Genomic DNA, 16,807 nt, shown 5'->3' with positions numbered 1-16,807 from the left:
GGGGGCAGGGAACGCCCCGGCCGGGTCCGCGGGATCAGTCCTGGGCGGCCGCGGCCGCCACGGGGCCCTCGGCGGGCTTCGTCCGGCCCGCGGTGCGGTAGCTGAGGAAGCGGGAGAGCCGGTCCGCGAGCAGGGTCAGCAGGTAGTTGATGAGCACGAAGACGAGCGCCACCACGAACAGCGTCTGCAGGATGTTGCCGTCGCCCGAGCCCAGCCGGCGGCCGCTGGCCAGCAGCTCCGGGTAGGTGATGATGTAGCCGAGCGCGGTGTCCTTGAGGATCACCACGAACTGGCTGACCAGGGAGGGCAGCATCGCCGTCAGCGCCTGCGGCAGCTCGATCAGCCGCAGCGACCGGGCCGGGGTGAGCCCGATCGCGAGCCCGGCCTCGCGCTGGCCGCGGGGCAGCTGGTGGACCCCGGAGCGGATGAGCTCGGCGATGACCGAGCCGTTGTAGAACATCAGGCCCAGCACCACGGCCCAGAAGGGCACGTTCGCGGGCTCGACCAGGTCGGCCCGGCCCAGACCCAGGTAGAAGAAGATCATCATCACCAGCACGGGCACCGCCCGGAAGAACTCGACGACGACCGTCGAGACCAGGCGCACGATCGCCGGCTGCGAGAGCCGGCCCAGCCCGAAGACCAGGCCGAACGCGATCGACAGGACCACGGCCAGCAGCGCCGCCCGCAGGGTCTGCCACAGCCCGGGCAGCAGGAAGTTCTCCCAGGTCCGGGCCGTGACCAGGGGCGCCCACTTCTCGGCCGTGAGCTGGCCCTGGTCGGCCAGCCGCCCGAGGACCACCCACGCGAGGGCGGCCACGAGCAGCACGCCCACGAGGTTGAGGACCAGGGTGGTCCGCCGGGCCCGCGGCCCCTGGACGTCGAAGAGGACGTTGCGTGCCGTCGAGGAGGCCATCAGCGCTTCACCGCCAGTTTCCGGGAGGCCCAGGTGGTGAGCAGGCCCACCGGGACGACGAGCAGGACGAAGCCGAGCGCCACCGTGAGGAAGACCGCGATGATGACGTCCGGGCGGAACTCGATCATGGTCTTCATGAGCGCGGAGATCTCCGTGACGGAGGCGGCGGCCGCGACCGTGGTGTTCTTGGTGAGCGCGATCAGGGTGTTGCCCAGCGGTGTGATCGCCCCGCGCAGCGCCTGCGGGAAGACGATCAGCCGGGCGGCGGGCAGGAAGCTGAGCCCGATCGCCCGGGCCGCCTCCGCCTGGCCCACCGGCACGGTGTTGACCCCGGAGCGGATGGCCTCGCACACGAAGGCGGCGTGGTAGAGGCTCAGCCCGACCACGGCGTAGAGGAAGAAGTTGCGGGCGAAGTCCTCGGAGAGGTTGATGCCCAGCTGGCTCCACACGCCCAGGACCAGGAACACCAGGATGATCGTCAGCGGCGTGTTGCGGAACAGGTTGACGTAGCCGGTGCCGGCCAGCCGCAGCGAGGCGATGGGGGAGATGCGCATCAGCGCGACCAGGGAGCCCAGCAGCATCGACCCGATCGCGGCGAAGAAGGTGAGCCGGATGTTGACCCAGAAGGCGCCGAGCACGTCGTACTGGTCGAACAGGCTCGCGAAGTCGTTCAGGTACTCGCTCACGGGCGCTCCCGGAGCTCGTGCAGGTCCTGGGTCACGGCGGGCAGCCCTTCGTCGGTCGGCGGGACGGGTCGGTGCCGCGGGACCTCGCTCCCGCGGGCCGGGCGGTGGCACCGCGGGCCGGCGGCCGGCCGGGAGGGCCGGCCGCCGGGGGCGCGGTGCGCACCGTCCGGGTTCAGGCGCAGGGCTCCGGGGTCGGCGGGTTGAGCTCCCGGTTGTACTCGTAGTCGGCGCCCTCGGTGTTCTCGGTGACGGCCTCCTCCCAGGCGCCCTCCTCGATCATCTTGGTGATGGCGTCGTTGACCGCCTGGCACCGGTCGGAGCCCTTGGGCAGGCCCACGCCGTAGCGCTCCTCGGAGAAGGTGTTGCCCACGACCTTGAACTTGCCCTGGTTGGCGTCGGTGGAGGCCAGGCCCGCGAGGATGATGTCGTCCGTGGTCACGGCGTCCACCTGCCCGGACTCCAGTGCCGTCAGGCAGTCCGCGTAGCCGGGCTGCTCGACGAGGTTCGCGCCCGGGTGGTCGTCCTTGACCTTCTGGGCGGAGGTCGAGCCCGTGACCGAGCACAGGTTCTTGCCCTCGAGGTCCTCCGGCCCCTGGATCGAGGAGTCGTCCTCGCGCACCAGCAGGTCCTGGCCGGCCACGAAGTAGGGGCCGGCGAAGTCCACGGTCTCCTTGCGGGCGTCGGTGATCGAGTACGTCGCGAAGATCATGTCCACCTGGTCGTTGGCGAGCATGTTCTCGCGGTTGGCGGAGGGCGACTCCACCCACTCGATCTGGTCCTCCGAGTAGCCGAGCTCCCCGGCGACGTACTCCGCGACGTCGACGTCGAAGCCGGTGTACTCGTCACCGTCCCGGTAGCCCAGACCGGGCTGGTCGTACTTGATGCCGATCCGGACGCTCTCCCCGGAGCCGCCGGCGGTGCTCTCCCCGCCGCCCTCCCCGCCGCTGTCGCCGCCTCCGCAGGCGGTGAGGGTCAGGGCCGCGGCCGCGGCCATCGCGGCCACTCCGAGGGGCTTGCTGCTGCGCATGGTGTGCTCCTTGCGGTTGGCGCCGGTCGCCCGGCGGTCGGTCGGGTCGTGCGGTTCGGTCGGTGGTCAGTGGCCCAGGATCTTGCCCAGGAAGTCCTTCGCCCGCTCGGAGCGGGGGTTCGCGAAGAACTCCTCCGGGGCGGCCTGCTCGACGATCTGGCCGTCCGCCATGAACACCACGCGGTCGGCGGCCTTGCGGGCGAAGCCCATCTCGTGGGTGACGACGATCATCGTCATGCCCTGCTTGGCGAGGGAGACCATGGTGTCGAGGACCTCGTTGATCATCTCGGGGTCGAGCGCGGAGGTCGGCTCGTCGAAGAGCATGACCTTCGGCTCCATGGCCAGCGCCCGGGCGATGGCCACCCGCTGCTGCTGCCCGCCGGAGAGCTGCGCCGGGAGCTTCTGCGCCTGGTCGGCGACCCCCACGCGGGTGAGCAGGCGCATGGCCTGCTCCCGGGCCTCCGGGGCGGAGCGCCCGCGCACCTTGACGGGTCCGAGGGTCACGTTCTGCAGCACCGACTTGTGCGCGAAGAGGTTGAAGGACTGGAAGACCATCCCGACGTCGGCGCGCAGCCGCGCCAGGGCGCGGCCCTCCGCGGGCAGGGGAACGCCGTCCACCAGGATCTCGCCGCTGTCGATGGGCTCGAGGCGGTTGATCGCCCGGCACAGGGTCGACTTGCCCGACCCGGAGGGGCCGATCACCACGACCACCTCCCCGCGGGCGACCTCCAGGTCGATGTCCCGGAGCACGTGCAGGTCGCCGAAGTGCTTGTTCACGCGCGAGAGGCGGACGAGGGGCGCACCGGTGCCGCCGGACGGTCGATCGGGGGCGGCGGGCGGTGTGGCGTGCGGCATGTGCACGAACATAATCGAAAATTTGCCGGTGTGATGCCCCCCACGTTGCGGACGCGTTAAATGTGTACTCATCCGTAGTCGAGGAGGACCGCCGGTCCCGGCGCATAGCCTGGGCCCATGAGCGGACTCCTCCTCGCCCTGACCGGCGTCGTGCTGGTGCTCACCGTCGTCGCCGTGGTGCTGCTCGGCCGCGACCGCCCGCCCGCCTGGACCTCGCCCCGGGGCGTCCGGCCGGAGCCCGCGCCCACGGCGCCCCTCCTGCTGCCCGAGCACCCCGCTCCCGAGGACCTGCGGCGCCTCGCCTTCTCCGTCCGCCGCCGCGGCTACGACCCGGCGGAGGTCCACGCCGTGCTCGAGCACCTCGCCCGGCTGCTGCCGCCGGCGGAACCGGGCGCCGGCCGGTGAGCGGCGGTCCCGGCGCGCCGCAGGATCCCGGGGCGGCACACGGGGCGGGGGCCGCGGTCTCCCGCGGCGAGGCGCGGCGGACGGGCGCGTCCCCGGCCGCGCGGGCGGCCCGGGTCCTCGCCGTCCGCGGGCGGGCGCTGCCGTGGTGGGCGCACGCCCTGCTCGTGTGGGCCGCCTCCCGCGCGTGGGGCTGGGCGGTGTACACCACCGTCGGGCGCCGCCAGGGCCCCGGGCCGTGGGGTGACGGCGCCCTGGGCTACCTCGCCTTCGCGGGGACCTGGGACTCGGACTGGTACGAGCGGATCGCCGAGGAGGGCTACCCCGCGACCGTGCCGCGGGACGCGAGCGGGCGGGCGGAGGAGAACGCCTGGGCCTTCTACCCCGTCTTCCCGCTGCTCGTGCGCGCCGTCATGGCCCTCACCGGTGGCGGCTGGGACGCCACCGCGGCCGCCGTCTCGCTGCTGGCGGGCTTCGGCGCGGCCGTGCTGGTGCTCCGGCTCTTCCGGTGCCTCGCGGAGCCCGGCACCGCCCTGTGGGGGCTGGCCTTCGTGGCCTTCGCCCCGGTCGCCCCCGTGCTCCAGGTGCCCTACGCCGAGTCGCTGCACCTGCTGCTGCTCGCGGCGGCCCTCCTGCTCGTCCTCCGGGGGCGCCACCTCGCGGCCGCCCCCGTCGTGCTGCTGATGTGCCTCACCCGGCCCGCGGGCGTGCCGTTCGCGGCCGCGCTCGGGCTGACCTGGCTCGTGCGCACCGTGCGGCGCGCGCGGGCCGGGCGGCTGCGCAGGGCGCGCGACGCGGTGGACGGGCTGTTGGGCCTGACCGTGCTCGCGTGCGCGGCGGCGCTGGCGTGGCCGGCGATCGCCTGGTGGGCCACCGGGGAGCCCACTGCCTACACCGACACGGAGACCGCCTGGCGCGGCGAGGACCTGCACCTGGTGCGCCCGTGGTTCGAGACCGGTGCGGAGCTCTTCGGCCCGCTGCTCGGCGCCCTGGCACCCGTCCTGCTCGTCGCGGCCGGGGCCGTCGTGCTGCGGGCGCGCGTCGTCGTCGCCCGTCTCGACCTGCTCCTGCGGGTCTGGATCGCGTGCTACGCGGTCTACCTGCTGCTCTTCCTGCACCCGCAGACCAGCACCTTCCGGCTGCTGCTGCCGCTGTTCCCGCTCGCCCTGCCGCTCGCCGCGCTCTCGTCCTCCCGGGCCTACCGGGTGGCGTGCGTGCTGGCGGGGGCCGTCCTGCAGCTCGTGTGGGTCGGCTGGCTGTGGCACTGGCGGCAGCTGCCCGGCGGCGGCGACTACCCGCCCTGAGCGGACGGCCCGCACAGGAGCGGCCGCCCGGACGGCGCGCACGAGCGGCTGCCCGGGCGGCGCGCACGCCGGCCCGCCCTCCGCCGTGCCGGGGCGCCGGGCGCGGAACGGATAGGATGGGAGCCACACCACTCGAGAAAGAGGAGTTCCCACATGGCGGCCATGAAGCCGAGAACCGGTGACGGACCGATGGAGGTCACCAAGGAGGGGCGCAGCCTCATCATGCGCGTTCCGCTCGAGGGCGGCGGACGGCTCGTGGTCGAGCTGAAGCCGGACGAGGCCGCCGAGCTCCGGGAGTGCCTGGCCGGCGTCACCGCCTGAGCCCGCACCCGGCGTCGACCGGGTGCCGCGAGGGGCCCCGCACCGCGAACGCGGTGCGGGGCCCCTCGCCGTGCCGGCGGAGGCGTGCGCACGGCGCCGCGGTCCCCGGAGCAGGGCCGAGGCGGGGTTCGTGGCCGGTGGCGCGCCGGGAACGCCCGCGGCCGCCGGGGTCCGGGGCCGGCAGGGTCCCCGGCCCCGGGTGCGGGCCGGGGGAGGGCGGCAGCCGGGGTGCGGCGGGACGGCCGGCGCGTCAGCGCCGCACGGCCAGCAGCAGCCCGGAGCCGGTCGGCAGCAGCGCGGAGCTGAAGCGCTCGTCCTCGCGGAACAGCCGGTGCACGGCGCGCATCGTGCGCGTGTTCTCCTCACGGTTGGCCGGCTGGGCGACCTTGTCCTGGTGCAGGGCGTCGTTGACGACGAGCAGCCCGCCGGGGCGCAGCAGCCGCACCGCCTCCTCGGCGTAGTGCAGGGTGCCCTCGGGGTCGGCGTCGAGCACGACCATGTCGTAGGCCCCGGCGGTCAGCCGCGGCAGGACCAGCGACGCCCGCCCGGGGATGGTGCGCGTGCGGTTGGTCGGGACCCCCGCCTCCCGGAACGTCTCGCGGGCCGCGCGCAGGGCCCGGATGTCCGCGTCGATGGTCGTCAGCACGGCGGTGGGCGGCAGTCCGCGCAGCAGGGCCAGCCCGGAGACCCCGGCCCCCGTGCCGACCTCCACGACGGTCGACGGACGGGCCGTGGCGGCCAGCACCGTGAGCGCCGCGGCCGTGCCGGGGGTGACCGGCGGGATCCGCAGGGCGAGGGAGCGCTCGCGGGCGCGGTAGGCGAGCTCGTCCTCGGCGGCGAACGCCTCGGCGTACGACCAGCTCGTCGTCTTGTCCGCGCCCATGGTCCGCCCTTCGTCGCCGTCGTTGCTGCTCGTGCCGCCCTGCACCTCCGGGTGCCGCCGCGGCGGAGGGGACGCGCGTCATCCTACCGGTCGCGCCCCGCGCCCGCCCGGACCGGCGGAGCCCGGCCCGGACGGGGCGCCGGACGGGACCGTGCGTGCGGGCGCCCGCACGGGACCCCCGGCGGCCGTCCAGTGCGCACCCAGCTTGGCCGCCGATCATGGGATGGCCGCCCGCACCGCCCGCGAGACCGCCCGGAAGGAGATCCGCCGTGCCCCGACCGCCCCGGTCCCGCCGCCGCGGTCTCGCCGTCCCCCTGGCGGCCGCCGCCGCGAGCATGGTGCTCGTGCTGCTCCTCGGCTCCGGGTGGGTCGTCGGGCGCAGCGCGGCCCTCCGGGAGCCGGCGGCCGAGCGCACCCCCGTGGCGGCCTGGACGGGCACCGGCGGGGTCCTGCACGCGGACGAGTCCTCCGCCCAGCGGCTGCGCGCCGAGGGCTGGACGCTGCCCACGCTCGCCTCGGACGGCTACCGGGTGCGGTCCATGACGCAGGGCAGCCTCGCCGGCCGCCCCGCGGTCACCATCGAGCTGCAGCGCGGTGCGTCCGACGTCGTGGTGGTCGAGCAGCGCGGGGACGTCGACGCCGCCAACCCCGTCGACGGGCTCACCGGGCTGCCGGTGAGCGCCGGGGACCTGCAGCCCTCCGCCGTGGCCGGCGTGGCCCTGTGGGCCGACCCGGGACCGCCCTGGCGGGTCGTGCTGGCGGGGGACGACGTGGTCTACACCGTCAGCGCGGACACCGGCCCGGCGAGCATGTCCCACGTCGTCGCCCTCGTGGTCGCGGACGAGCGCGGCCGCGTCGCGAACCCCGTCGAGGACGAGCCGGGGGTGCTGCGCACGATCGGCACGGGGCTGCGCGAGATCTTCGGCGGGCCCGGCCCCGGGCCCGCCGGCTGACCGGGCGCCCCGCCCCGACTGGTAACCTTCCCCTGTGCTCGGCATCAACGGCGGCGAAGCGATCATCCTGGTGCTCCTGGCCCTGTTCCTCATCGGGCCGGAGCGGCTGCCGGAGTACGCGGAGAAGCTGCGCCAGCTGGTCCGCAGCGCCAAGCGCTACGCCACGGGCGCCACCGAGGAGCTGCGGGAGACGCTCGGCCCCGAGCTCGCCGACGTCGACTGGCGCAAGCTCGACCCCCGCCAGTACGACCCCCGCACCATCGTGCGCCAGGCGCTGCTCGAGGACGACGACGAACCGCCCGCCCGGCCCGCGCCGCCGCCCCGGGCCCCCGTCGTCCGGCTGGCCCCCGGCGAGCGCGCCCCCTTCGACACCGAGGCCACCTGAGCCCCGCCCGTCCCGGCCGCGGCGCAGGGGCCCGTCGCCCGGTCAGCGCGGGCTGAGACCCAGCGGGCGTCCCGCGAGGCCGCGGGGCGCGCCCAGCCGGTCGGCGACCGCGCGCAGGGCCCGGCCCGCCGGGGAGTCCGGCGCCGACCACACCACCGGCCGCCCCGTGTCCCCGCCCTCGCGCAGGGCCAGGTCCAGCGGCACGCTGCCGAGCAGGGGCACGTCGTGGCCCAGGCGCGCGGTGAGCGAGTCCGCGATCCGCTGCCCGCCGCCGGAGCCGAAGAGCTCCAGCACCCCGCCGTCGGGCAGGGGCATCCCCGCCATGTTCTCGACCACCCCGGCGACGGACTGCCCCGTCTGCAGGGCCAGCGCGCCGGAGCGCTCGGCGATCTCCACGGCGGCCTGCTGCGGGGTGGAGACCACCAGGACCTCCGCGGAGGGCAGCAGCTGCGCCACCGAGATGGCGACGTCGCCCGTGCCCGGCGGCAGGTCCAGGAACAGGTGGTCCAGGTCCCCGAAGTGGACGTCGGTGAGGAACTGCTCCACGGCGCGGTGCAGCATGGGCCCGCGCCAGGCCACCGGCTGCTGCGGGTCCACGAACATCCCGATCGAGATGACCTTGAGCACACCGGCCCGAGGGCCCGAGCGCGCCTCCGCCGGGACCTCGACGACCGGCGGCAGGATCATGTCCTCCACCTGCGTGGGGCCGCGGTCCACGCCCAGCAGGCCGGGGACGGAGAAACCGTGCACGTCGGCGTCGACGATCCCGACCGACCGGCCCTGCGCGGCGAGCGCCGCGGCCAGGTTGACGGTCACGGTCGACTTGCCGACGCCTCCCTTGCCGCTGGTCACCGCGTGCACCCGCGTCAGCGAGCCGGGCTCGGCGAAGGGCACCGTGCGGGTGTGCCCGACGCGCTGCTTGAGGGCCGCGCGCTGCTCCGGGGTCATGACGCCGAGCTCGACGTCCACGGAGCGCACGCCCGCCACCGCGCCGACGGCCTCCCGGACGTCGTGCTCGATGGTGCCGCGCAGCGGGCAGCCGCTGATCGTCAGCAGCACGTGCACGCGGGCGCGGCCGGCGGCGTCGAGCTCCGCCGCGCGGATCATCCCGAGCTCCGTGACGGGCCGGCGCAGCTCCGGGTCGAGCACCCGGTCCAGCGCCGCGCGCAGCTGCGGGTGCAGGTCGCCGGGGGAGAGCGGGTCGTCGGTGCGGGGGGCGGGGGAGTGCTCAGACACGTGGGATCTCCCGGGTCTCGGGGGCGGAGGGGCGGCGCCGGGCCGGGCGGCGGCCGGAGCGGTCCTCGGGGACGGGTGCCTCGTCCTGGGCGTCGAGGATCTCCTCGAGCACGGAGCGCAGCTCCGAGCGGACGAAGTCGCGGGTCGCGACCTCCCGCAGCGCGATCCGCAGGGCGGCGATCTCGCGGGTCAGGTACTCGGTGTCCGCGAGGTTCTGCTGGGCGCGCCGGCGGTCCTCCTCCTGGGTCACCCGGTCGCGGTCGTCCTGCCGGTTCTGGGCCAGCAGCAGCAGGGGGGCGGCGTAGGAGGCCTGGAGGGAGAGCATGAGGGTCAGCAGGGTGAAGTTCAGCGCCCGCGGGTCGAACTGCGCGGACTCGGGGGCCAGCGTGTTCCAGCCCAGCCACACCGCCACGAACACCGTCATCCACAGCAGGAACTGCGGGGTGCCCATGAACCGGGCGAAGCCCTCCGTCATCCGCCCGAAGGAGTCCGGGTTGGGCCGGAACCGGTCCAGCAGCCCCGGGCGGTGCTCGCGGGGCTGGTCGAGGGCGTTGCCGTGGCGGCGCCGGGGCTCACTCATACCGCTTGCCCACCTTCCGGATCGGGGTCCCGTCGTCGGCGGTGCGCCAGTCCTCCGGCAGCAGCGCGTCGAGGACGTCGTCGATGGTGATCGCCCCGACCACGCGGTCGTGGTCGTTGACGACGGGGATGATGGTCAGGTCGTAGGTCGCCAGCTCGCGGGCGACGTCCTGGAGCGTCGCGAGGTCGGCCACGGGCTCCAGCGAGCGGTCGATCAGGTTGCCGATGGGCTCGTAGGGCGGGAAGCGCAGCAGCTTCTGCGTGTGCACCATCCCCAGGTACTTGCCGGTGGGGGTCTCCAGGGGCGGGCGGGCGACCATGACGGCGGCGGCGACGGCGGGGCTGAGCTCCTCCTGGCGGATGTGCGCGAGCGCCTCGGCGACGGTCGCCTCGGGCGGCAGGATGATCGGCACCGGGGTCATCAGCGAACCGGCGGTGCCCTCCTCGTACTCGAGCAGCCGGCGCACGTCCTCGGCGTCCTCCGGCTGCATGCGCTCGAGCAGCTCCTCCGCCTCGGTGTCGGGCAGCTCGTTGAGCAGGTCCGCGGCGTCGTCGGGCTCCATCTCCTCGAGCACCGCCGCCGCCCGCTCCGGGGCCATGCTCGTGAGGATGAACACCTGGTCCTCCTCGGGCAGCTCCTGGAGCACGTCCGCGAGCCGGTCGTCCTGCAGCTCGTGGGCGATCTCGAGCTTGCGCTTGTCGGACATGTCGTGGATCTCGTCGGCGAGGTCCGCCGCCTGCTCCTCCTCGTGGGAGACGATCCACTGCGTGGCCGGCTGGTGGCCCGCGGCCGAGGGGTCCCCGGTGTCCTCCCAGTCGACGATGAGCGTCTCGTTGCGGCGGCGCATCAGGCCCCCGCTCGCGGCGGAGCGGCGCACGAACAGCTGCGTCACCAGCCAGTCGCCGGTGTTGCGCCGGCGCTCCATGGCCATGTCCTCGATCGTGGCGGTGCCCGAGCCGTCGCGCAGCACCACCGTGCGGTCGAAGAGCTCGGCGACGACCAGGGTCTCGGCCCCGCGCTGCTCGAAGCGGCGCAGGTTCACGAGGCCCGTGCAGATGACCTGGTCGGCGTCGATGCTCGTCACCCGGGTCATCGGGACGAACACCCGCTTCTTCCCGAGGACCTCCACCACGAGGCCCACGACCAGCGGCCGGCGGCCCGGGGTGCCGTGGCGGCCGTGGCGCATGAGCACGACGACGTCGCGCAGCCGGCCCAGCCGGTCGCCCAGGGGGTCGAACACGTCGAGGCCGATCAGGCGCGCGATGAAGATCCTGCTCACGGAGCTGCTCACCGTACAAGACTACTCAACGGCCCGCCGGCGCCCGGCCGGGGTGGCCGGGGACGGCACGGCAGCGCGCCGGTCCCGGCGGGCGCCCAGGGCCGTGGGGGACAATGGGCCCATGAGCTCCCCTCGGTCTGCACCCACCGCCGGTCCCGCCTCCCGCGGCCTGCCCCGCGGGGAGGTGATCGGCCGCTACGGCACCTACGCCGACGCCCAGAAGGCCGTGGACCACCTCGCCGACGAGCAGTTCGAGGTGGCCAAGGTCGCGATCGTCGGCAACGACCTGAAGTCGGTGGAGCAGGTCACCGGCCGGCTCAGCTATCCGCGGGTCGCCGGGCAGGGCGCGCTCAACGGCATGGTCTTCGGCGCCTTCCTCGGCATGATCCTCTCCCTGCTGGGCGGGGAGCAGTGGCTGCCGACCCTGGCCGTGTCGGTGCTCATGGGCGGGGCCTTCTGGATGCTCCTGGCGACCGTGACCTACGCGATGCAGCGCGGCCGGCGGGACTTCACCTCGACGAACCAGATCGTCGCGACCTCCTACGACGTCGTCGCCGCGCCCGAGGTCGCCCACCGTGCCCGCCAGGTGCTCCAGGGCCTGCGGGGGCTGAGCGGCCTGCCCGTGCCGGGCGCCCCCGCCGGGCCGCCGCAGGACCGGGCACGGCCGGGGCAGCCGGGCGCGCCGTGGCAGCAGGGCACGCAGGCCGCCCCGCCGCCGGGGCCCCGGACCCAGGGCTCCCCGCACCCGGCGCCCCGGTACGGGGAGGCCGGAGCGCCGGGAGCCCCGGGCGGCGGGACGGGCGAGGCCTGGCCCCGACCGGCCTACGGGGCCGGTCCGGCCGGCGGGACGCCGCCGCACGGGCAGGCGCCCGGCGGGGCGAGCCCCGGCGGGACGCCGTCGGGCGGGGCCGCGCCGGTCGCGCCGCCGGAGCGCTCGGCGCTGTTCGAGGACCTGCCCGACGGCCGCCCCCAGTACGGGATCCGGCTGCCGCAGCACGGCGCGCCCCGGCCGCAGGACGGCGCCGGTGGGCAGGGCACGGGGGAGTTCCGCGGCGACGGCGCCCGGGACGCGTCCGCCGCGGAGGAGCCCTCCGGGGAGGACGGGCCGCCGGCCGGCGGCAGCTCCGCGGCGGGCCCGCCCCGCTGACCCGGCCCGCCCGTCCCGCGGGCCGGCGGGCCGGGCCTCCCGCTCCGTCCGGCCGGGGCGTCCGGGCGGGCCGCTGAACTGCCGGTCCGGCCGCCCGGGCCGGCCGGGCCGGCGGATCAGCTGGGGTCGGCGCCCTCGCGGGCGTGCCACAGCCCCGTCATCCAGGCCTCGACCTCGTCCGGGGTGCGCGGCAGCGCCGAGGAGAGGTTGACGTTGCCGTCCTGGGTGATCAGCACGTCGTCCTCGATGCGCACGCCGATGCCCCGGTACTCCTCGGGCACGGCGAGGTCCTCGGCCTTGAAGTACAGGCCCGGCTCGATGGTGAAGACCATCCCGGCCTCGATGACCCCGTCCAGGTACAGCTCCCGCTTGGCCTGCGCGCAGTCGTGCACGTCCAGGCCCAGGTGGTGGCTGGTGCCGTGGGGCATCCACCGCCGGTGGTGCTGGCCCTCGGGCGAGAGGGAGACCTCCGCCGGCACCGGCAGCAGCCCCCAGGACTCCAGCCGCCGGGCGAGGACCTCCATCGCGGCGGCGTGCACGTCGCGGAACCGGTTGCCCGGGACCGCGACCTCGAACGCCGCGTCCGCCGCGTCGAGCACCGCCTGGTAGATCCGGCGCTGGACCTCCGTGTAGCGCCCGTTGACGGGCAGGGTCCGGGTGATGTCGGCGGTGTACAGGGAGTCGGCCTCCACCCCGGCGTCGACGAGGATCAGCTCGCCCGGGAGCACGGCGCCCGTGTTGCGGATCCAGTGCAGGACCGTGGCGTTGTTGCCGCACGCGGCGATCGTGTCGTAGCCCAGGTCGTTGCCCTCGGTGCGGGCCCGGGCGAAGAACGCGCCCTCCACCATGCGCTCGCCGCGGTGCCGGTGGCCGGCGGCCGCGGGCAGCACGTGCACGATGTCCGTGAAGCCGGCGACCGTCGCGTCCACGGCCTCCTGCAGCTGGGCGACCTCGTGCTCGTCCTTGACCAGGCGCAGCTCGGAGAGCGCCTCGGCGAGCTCGCCGTCGAGGGCGTCGGCCGACTCCAGGTCCACCCCGGTGTTGATCCGCGAGGTGTCCACCAGGGCGTCGACGTTCAGGTCGACCTCCCGCACGAGCCGCACGCGCACCCCGCCGAGCTCGGTGGGGCCCGCGTTCTTCGTGACCGCGACCTCGAGCGCGGACAGGTCCTGCGTGCGCAGTCCGTGGGAGGCCCGCAGCTCCTCGAGGGTCGGGCGCGGCCCCACCCAGAACTCCCCGTGCCGGGCGTCGGCGTAGAACTCCTTCGAGTCCCGCCCGGCCAGCGGCCGGAAGTACAGGGTCGCCTCGTGGTGGCCGCCGTCGTCGCCCGCGCCCTCCTCGACCGGCTCGAGGACCAGCACGGCGTCGGGCTCGTGGTCCAGGCCCAGGCCGGTCAGGTGCGCGAAGGCGGAGTGGGGGCGGAACCGGTAGTCGGTGTCGTTGGAGCGGACCTTCAGCGGTCCCGCCGGCAGCACGAGCCGCTCGCCGGGGAAGCGCTCCGAGATCCGCCGGCGCCGGGCGGCGGCGAAGTCCGCGACGGGCAGGCGCTCAGTGCGGGCCGGGGCGGCCTCGGCCCACTGCGAGGCCATGAACTGCTGGAAGGCGGGGGAGTCGGGGCGCTGCGAACGGTTCTCGACGCGCTCCCCGAGCGGCTGCGGGGTCCCGGCGGGGCCGGTGCTGTGCTCTGTCATGGTTCCTTTCCCTGTCGGCTCCGTCTCATGGTGCCACGGCGGACGGGGGCCGGGCCCGCCCCGGCCGCCCGGCCCGCCCCGGACCGGTATCGTGGAGGGGTGAAGATCGACCTCCACACCCACTCGGCGGAGTCCGACGGCACCGAGTCCCCGGCGGACGTGGCCCGCGCCGCCGCCGCGGCCGGCCTCGACGTGTTCGCCCTCACCGATCACGACACCACCGCCGGCTGGGCGGAGGCCGGGGACGCCGCCGTCGCCCTGGGGCTGAGCTTCGTGCCGGGCATGGAGATTTCCTGCACCACCGACGACGGCATCTCGGTGCACCTGCTCAGCTACCTGCACGACCCCGCGGAGCCCTCCCTGCTGGCCGAGCTCGAGTCCTGCCGCTCCTCGCGGCTGACCCGCGCCGAGCGGATGGTCGAGCTGCTCGCCGAGGACTACCCCATCGACTGGGACACCGTGCGCGAGCACGTGCACGAGGGGGCGACGGTCGGGCGCCCCCACATCGCCGACGCCCTGGTGAGCGTCGGCGTCGTCGAGTCCCGCTCCGCGGCCTTCGCCTCCGTGCTCAACAGCCGCTCGCGCTACTACGTCCCGCACCGCGCCCCCGACCCCGTGCGGGCCGTGCGGCTCGTGCGGGCCGCCGGGGGCGTGCCCGTCTTCGCCCACCCGCTGGCCGCCGCCCGGGGTCGCGTGGTCGGTCCGGAGGTCTTCGAGGCGATGATCGACGCCGGCCTCGGCGGCCTCGAGGTCGCCCACCGGGACAACCCCGACGACGCCCGGGCCCGGCTCGTGCGCATGGCCTCCGAGCACGACCTCGTGGTCACCGGCTCCAGCGACTACCACGGCACCGGCAAGCCCAACCGGCTCGGCGAGAACCTCACCTCGGTGCAGTCGCTGGTGCGCATCGAGGAGCAGGCCGTCTCGGGCACCCGCATCCGCCACCCCTGAGCGGGCCCCGGGAGGGCTCCGCGGCGACCCCACTACCACGGCCGGAAACCCGCTCGGAACGCCCGGACGGGTCCGCGCCGCGTGAACTTCCTCACATCCTGCGTACGCCCCCGAACCGCCTCCTTCCCTGCCACGACGGGCCGGGAGCGAGCTGGGAGGGCCGTGCACGGGCCCTGAGACCCGGTGCGCCCCGGTGCTACGGTCGGCTCGACCGTCCCCGCACTCCCGGCCCCGGCGCGCGCTGCCGCCGCCGGCGCGGCCCCCGGGGACCCTCAGCACCGCGCCGCGCCCCCTCGCGGGGACGCGCTCCGCCCGACGAAAGGACCTGCATGCCGCCCGCACAGCTCGAACCGCCCTTCGGCCTGATCGTCACCACCGGTCTCCTCGTGCTCTTCTTCGGGGGGACCTTTCTCATGTCCACGCGCATCGGCCGCCGCAAGGAGAACGCCGACAGCTACATGACCGCCGGCCACGGCATCGGCTTCGGCGTCTCCGCCGCCTCGATGACCGCCACCTGGATCTGGGCGTCCTCCATGTACGCCTCGGTCACCTCCGGCTACACCTACGGCGTCTCCGGCCCGATCCACTACGGCCTGTGGGGCGCACTGATGATCCTGTTCATCTACCCCTTCGGCCGCCGGATCCGCGCCGTCGCCCCGCACGCCCACACCCTGGCCGAGGTCATGCACGCCCGGCACGGCCGCTCGAGCCAGCTGATGCTCGCCGGCTCGAACGTGGTCGGCAGCGTGATCAGCCTGATGTCCAACTTCATCGCCGGCGGGGCGCTCATCGCGATGCTCTCCCCGTTCGGGTTCGTGCAGGGCGTCGTGATCATCGCCGCCGGCGTGCTGCTCTACACCCTGTGGTCCGGGTTCCGGGCCTCCGTGCTGACGGACTTCGCCCAGGTCGTCGCGATGCTCGGCGCCGTCGTCGTCCTCGTGCCCGCGCTGTTCCTCGTCCTCGGCGGCCCCGCCCTGTTCACCGAGGGCGCGGTCAACGTCACGCCCCAGCAGGCCGACTTCTTCTCCTCCGAGGCGTTCCTGGAGCAGGGCGCCCCCTACATCGCCGCGGTGCTGGCCTACGCGATCGGCAACCAGACCATCGCCCAGCGCCTCTTCGCCGTGCGCGAGGACCTGATCCGCCCGACGTTCGTCACCGCGACGATCGGCTACGGTGCCACCGTCATCGGCATGGGCATGATCGGAGTGCTCGCCCTGTACGCGGGCATCGACCCCGCCGGCGGCGAGACCAACAACCTGCTCCCGCAGGTCGCCGCGAGCTACCTGCCCGGTGTCCTGCTGGCCGTGTTCTTCGTGATGATCATCGGCTCGCTGTCCTCCACCGCCGACTCCGACCTCTCCGCCCTGTCCTCGATCGTGATGACCGACGTCTACGGGCAGAGCCTGCGCGGCCGCGGCCGGCGCGTCGACCCGAGGACGATGCTGCTCGTCGGCCGGCTGACCATGGTCGTGGCGACCGCCGTCGCCGTCGTGTTCGCCAGCCTGCGACTGGACATCCTCGACCTGCTCGTGTTCGTGGGCGCGCTGTGGGGCGCCCTCGTCTTCCCCGTGATCGCCAGCTTCTACTGGGGCCGGGTCACGAACCGCGCGTTCACCGTCTCGGTGCTCGCCGCGCTCGCCGTCTTCCTGCCCGTGCGCTTCGGCGCGGTCCCCGACGCGGGCCTGCTGCCGCTGCTCGTCGAGGTCCTCGCCGTGGTCGGCGTGGGCGTGGTGCTGGGACTGATGGTCTTCGGCTTCACGGGCCTGCGCCCCGCCCTGGCGATCGGCGCCGTGGCCGCCCTCGCCGCCGCTCCGTTCGTGCTCGGCTTCCTGCGCGACTACGAGGCGCTCACCGGCTCGCTCGTGGCCTACGCGGTGAGCACGCTCGTGTGCTGGGCGATGTCCGTGCGCAGCGGGCAGGACTTCGACTTCGCCGAGATCCGCCGCCGCACCGGTGACTTCACCGACCCGGGTGCGGGCGACGACGACGACGCCTCCCTGGCCGCCGCCCGCGCCGAGCGCTGACCCCCGTCCCGAGAGGAGATCCCATGACTTCGTTCCTGCTGACCGTCTACGTCCTGGTCTGGCCGCTGGTCGTCGCCGGCGTCCTGGCCGTGCTGTGCACCGCCTTCGGCAAGGAGGCCGCCGAGGCCCGCCGCCAGGGCCGCGACCTCGTCTGAGCCGGGGCCCGGCGC

At 74.9% G+C, this 16,807-nt stretch carries 18 protein-coding genes; 9 read left to right on the top strand and 9 right to left on the bottom strand.

Features of this window, described 5'->3' with window-relative positions; translation table 11 throughout:
* Positions 1-34: 34 nt before the first annotated feature.
* The 4 genes from AS188_RS13340 to AS188_RS13325 form a co-directional block, all read right to left on the bottom strand.
* Positions 35-913 carry an amino acid ABC transporter permease gene (locus AS188_RS13340; protein WP_058859257.1) on the bottom strand — a complete coding sequence of 293 codons (879 nt, stop codon included), beginning with the start codon at positions 911-913 and terminating at the stop codon, positions 35-37.
* Positions 913-1,599: an amino acid ABC transporter permease gene (locus AS188_RS13335; RefSeq protein WP_058859256.1), complete on the bottom strand. Its 687-nt coding sequence runs from the start codon at positions 1,597-1,599 to the stop codon at positions 913-915. Before AS188_RS13335 ends, AS188_RS13340 begins: the two co-directional genes overlap by 1 nt.
* A gap of 172 nt (positions 1,600-1,771) precedes the next feature.
* A complete protein-coding gene (locus AS188_RS13330) occupies positions 1,772-2,626 on the bottom strand; it encodes a glutamate ABC transporter substrate-binding protein (RefSeq protein WP_058859255.1) in 855 nt (284 codons plus the stop codon).
* Positions 2,627-2,692: 66 nt separating this feature from the next.
* Positions 2,693-3,481 (bottom strand): amino acid ABC transporter ATP-binding protein, encoded by a 789-nt coding sequence (locus AS188_RS13325; RefSeq protein WP_058859947.1) that lies wholly within the window; start codon positions 3,479-3,481, stop codon positions 2,693-2,695.
* Between the two features lie 117 nt (positions 3,482-3,598).
* On the opposite strand from AS188_RS13325, the gene AS188_RS13320 reads away from it, so the two are divergent.
* From AS188_RS13320 to AS188_RS16625, 3 genes are all read left to right on the top strand, one after another.
* Entirely contained in the window at positions 3,599-3,886 is a 288-nt protein-coding gene (locus tag AS188_RS13320; protein ID WP_058859254.1) for a DivIVA domain-containing protein, read from the top strand.
* A complete protein-coding gene (locus AS188_RS13315; protein ID WP_236944989.1) occupies positions 3,883-5,187 on the top strand; it encodes a hypothetical protein in 1,305 nt (434 codons plus the stop codon). Before AS188_RS13320 ends, AS188_RS13315 begins: the two co-directional genes overlap by 4 nt.
* Before the next feature lie 153 nt (positions 5,188-5,340).
* Positions 5,341-5,508: a DUF3117 domain-containing protein gene (locus AS188_RS16625; RefSeq protein WP_083529460.1), complete on the top strand. Its 168-nt coding sequence runs from the start codon at positions 5,341-5,343 to the stop codon at positions 5,506-5,508.
* 250 nt (positions 5,509-5,758) lie between these two features.
* On the opposite strand, the gene AS188_RS13310 is transcribed toward AS188_RS16625, so the two are convergent.
* Positions 5,759-6,391, bottom strand: a complete 633-nt coding sequence (locus AS188_RS13310) for an O-methyltransferase (RefSeq protein WP_058859945.1) — start codon at positions 6,389-6,391, stop codon at positions 5,759-5,761.
* 269 nt (positions 6,392-6,660) lie between these two features.
* On the opposite strand from AS188_RS13310, the gene AS188_RS13305 reads away from it, so the two are divergent.
* A complete protein-coding gene (locus AS188_RS13305; protein ID WP_058859253.1) occupies positions 6,661-7,344 on the top strand; it encodes a hypothetical protein in 684 nt (227 codons plus the stop codon).
* A gap of 34 nt (positions 7,345-7,378) precedes the next feature.
* The gene (locus AS188_RS13300; protein ID WP_058859252.1) at positions 7,379-7,729 is read left to right on the top strand and encodes a twin-arginine translocase TatA/TatE family subunit; all 351 of its coding nucleotides are present in this window, start codon (positions 7,379-7,381) and stop codon (positions 7,727-7,729) included.
* 42 nt (positions 7,730-7,771) lie between these two features.
* Here the strand turns inward: AS188_RS13300 and AS188_RS13295 are convergent, their stop codons facing one another.
* From AS188_RS13295 to AS188_RS13285, 3 genes are read right to left on the bottom strand one after another with little or no spacing between them, the layout of a single operon-like run.
* The gene (locus tag AS188_RS13295) at positions 7,772-8,965 is read right to left on the bottom strand and encodes an Mrp/NBP35 family ATP-binding protein (protein ID WP_373865618.1); all 1,194 of its coding nucleotides are present in this window, start codon (positions 8,963-8,965) and stop codon (positions 7,772-7,774) included.
* Positions 8,958-9,545 carry a DUF1003 domain-containing protein gene (locus AS188_RS13290; protein ID WP_058859251.1) on the bottom strand — a complete coding sequence of 196 codons (588 nt, stop codon included), beginning with the start codon at positions 9,543-9,545 and terminating at the stop codon, positions 8,958-8,960. The genes AS188_RS13295 and AS188_RS13290 overlap by 8 nt, the downstream gene beginning before the upstream one ends.
* On the bottom strand, positions 9,538-10,836 hold the full coding sequence (locus AS188_RS13285; RefSeq protein WP_058859250.1) for a magnesium transporter MgtE N-terminal domain-containing protein: 1,299 nt from the start codon (positions 10,834-10,836) through the stop codon (positions 9,538-9,540). The genes AS188_RS13290 and AS188_RS13285 overlap by 8 nt, the downstream gene beginning before the upstream one ends.
* Positions 10,837-10,945: 109 nt before the next feature.
* Here AS188_RS13285 and AS188_RS13280 point away from each other — a divergent pair, with 109 nt between their 5' ends.
* On the top strand, positions 10,946-11,971 hold the full coding sequence (locus AS188_RS13280) for a YflT domain-containing protein (RefSeq protein ID WP_058859249.1): 1,026 nt from the start codon (positions 10,946-10,948) through the stop codon (positions 11,969-11,971).
* Between the two features lie 116 nt (positions 11,972-12,087).
* Here the strand turns inward: AS188_RS13280 and AS188_RS13275 are convergent, their stop codons facing one another.
* The gene (locus tag AS188_RS13275; RefSeq protein ID WP_058859248.1) at positions 12,088-13,662 is read right to left on the bottom strand and encodes an aminopeptidase P family protein; all 1,575 of its coding nucleotides are present in this window, start codon (positions 13,660-13,662) and stop codon (positions 12,088-12,090) included.
* A gap of 99 nt (positions 13,663-13,761) precedes the next feature.
* Here AS188_RS13275 and AS188_RS13270 point away from each other — a divergent pair, with 99 nt between their 5' ends.
* The 3 genes from AS188_RS13270 (at position 13,762) to AS188_RS17255 (ending at position 16,792) form a co-directional block, all read left to right on the top strand.
* On the top strand, positions 13,762-14,613 hold the full coding sequence (locus tag AS188_RS13270) for a PHP domain-containing protein (protein ID WP_058859247.1): 852 nt from the start codon (positions 13,762-13,764) through the stop codon (positions 14,611-14,613).
* A gap of 329 nt (positions 14,614-14,942) precedes the next feature.
* On the top strand, positions 14,943-16,637 hold the full coding sequence (locus tag AS188_RS13265; protein WP_058859246.1) for a sodium:solute symporter family protein: 1,695 nt from the start codon (positions 14,943-14,945) through the stop codon (positions 16,635-16,637).
* A 23-nt stretch (positions 16,638-16,660) separates the two neighbouring features.
* Positions 16,661-16,792 carry a putative transporter small subunit gene (locus AS188_RS17255; RefSeq protein ID WP_211268303.1) on the top strand — a complete coding sequence of 44 codons (132 nt, stop codon included), beginning with the start codon at positions 16,661-16,663 and terminating at the stop codon, positions 16,790-16,792.
* Positions 16,793-16,807 lie beyond the last annotated feature (15 nt).

The organism is Kocuria flava, from assembly GCF_001482365.1.
GTDB classification, from domain to species: Bacteria; Actinomycetota; Actinomycetes; order Actinomycetales; family Micrococcaceae; genus Kocuria; species Kocuria flava.
The sequence above is the reverse complement of the archived record's forward strand: the minus strand, read 5'-3'. Positions and strand labels throughout refer to the sequence as shown.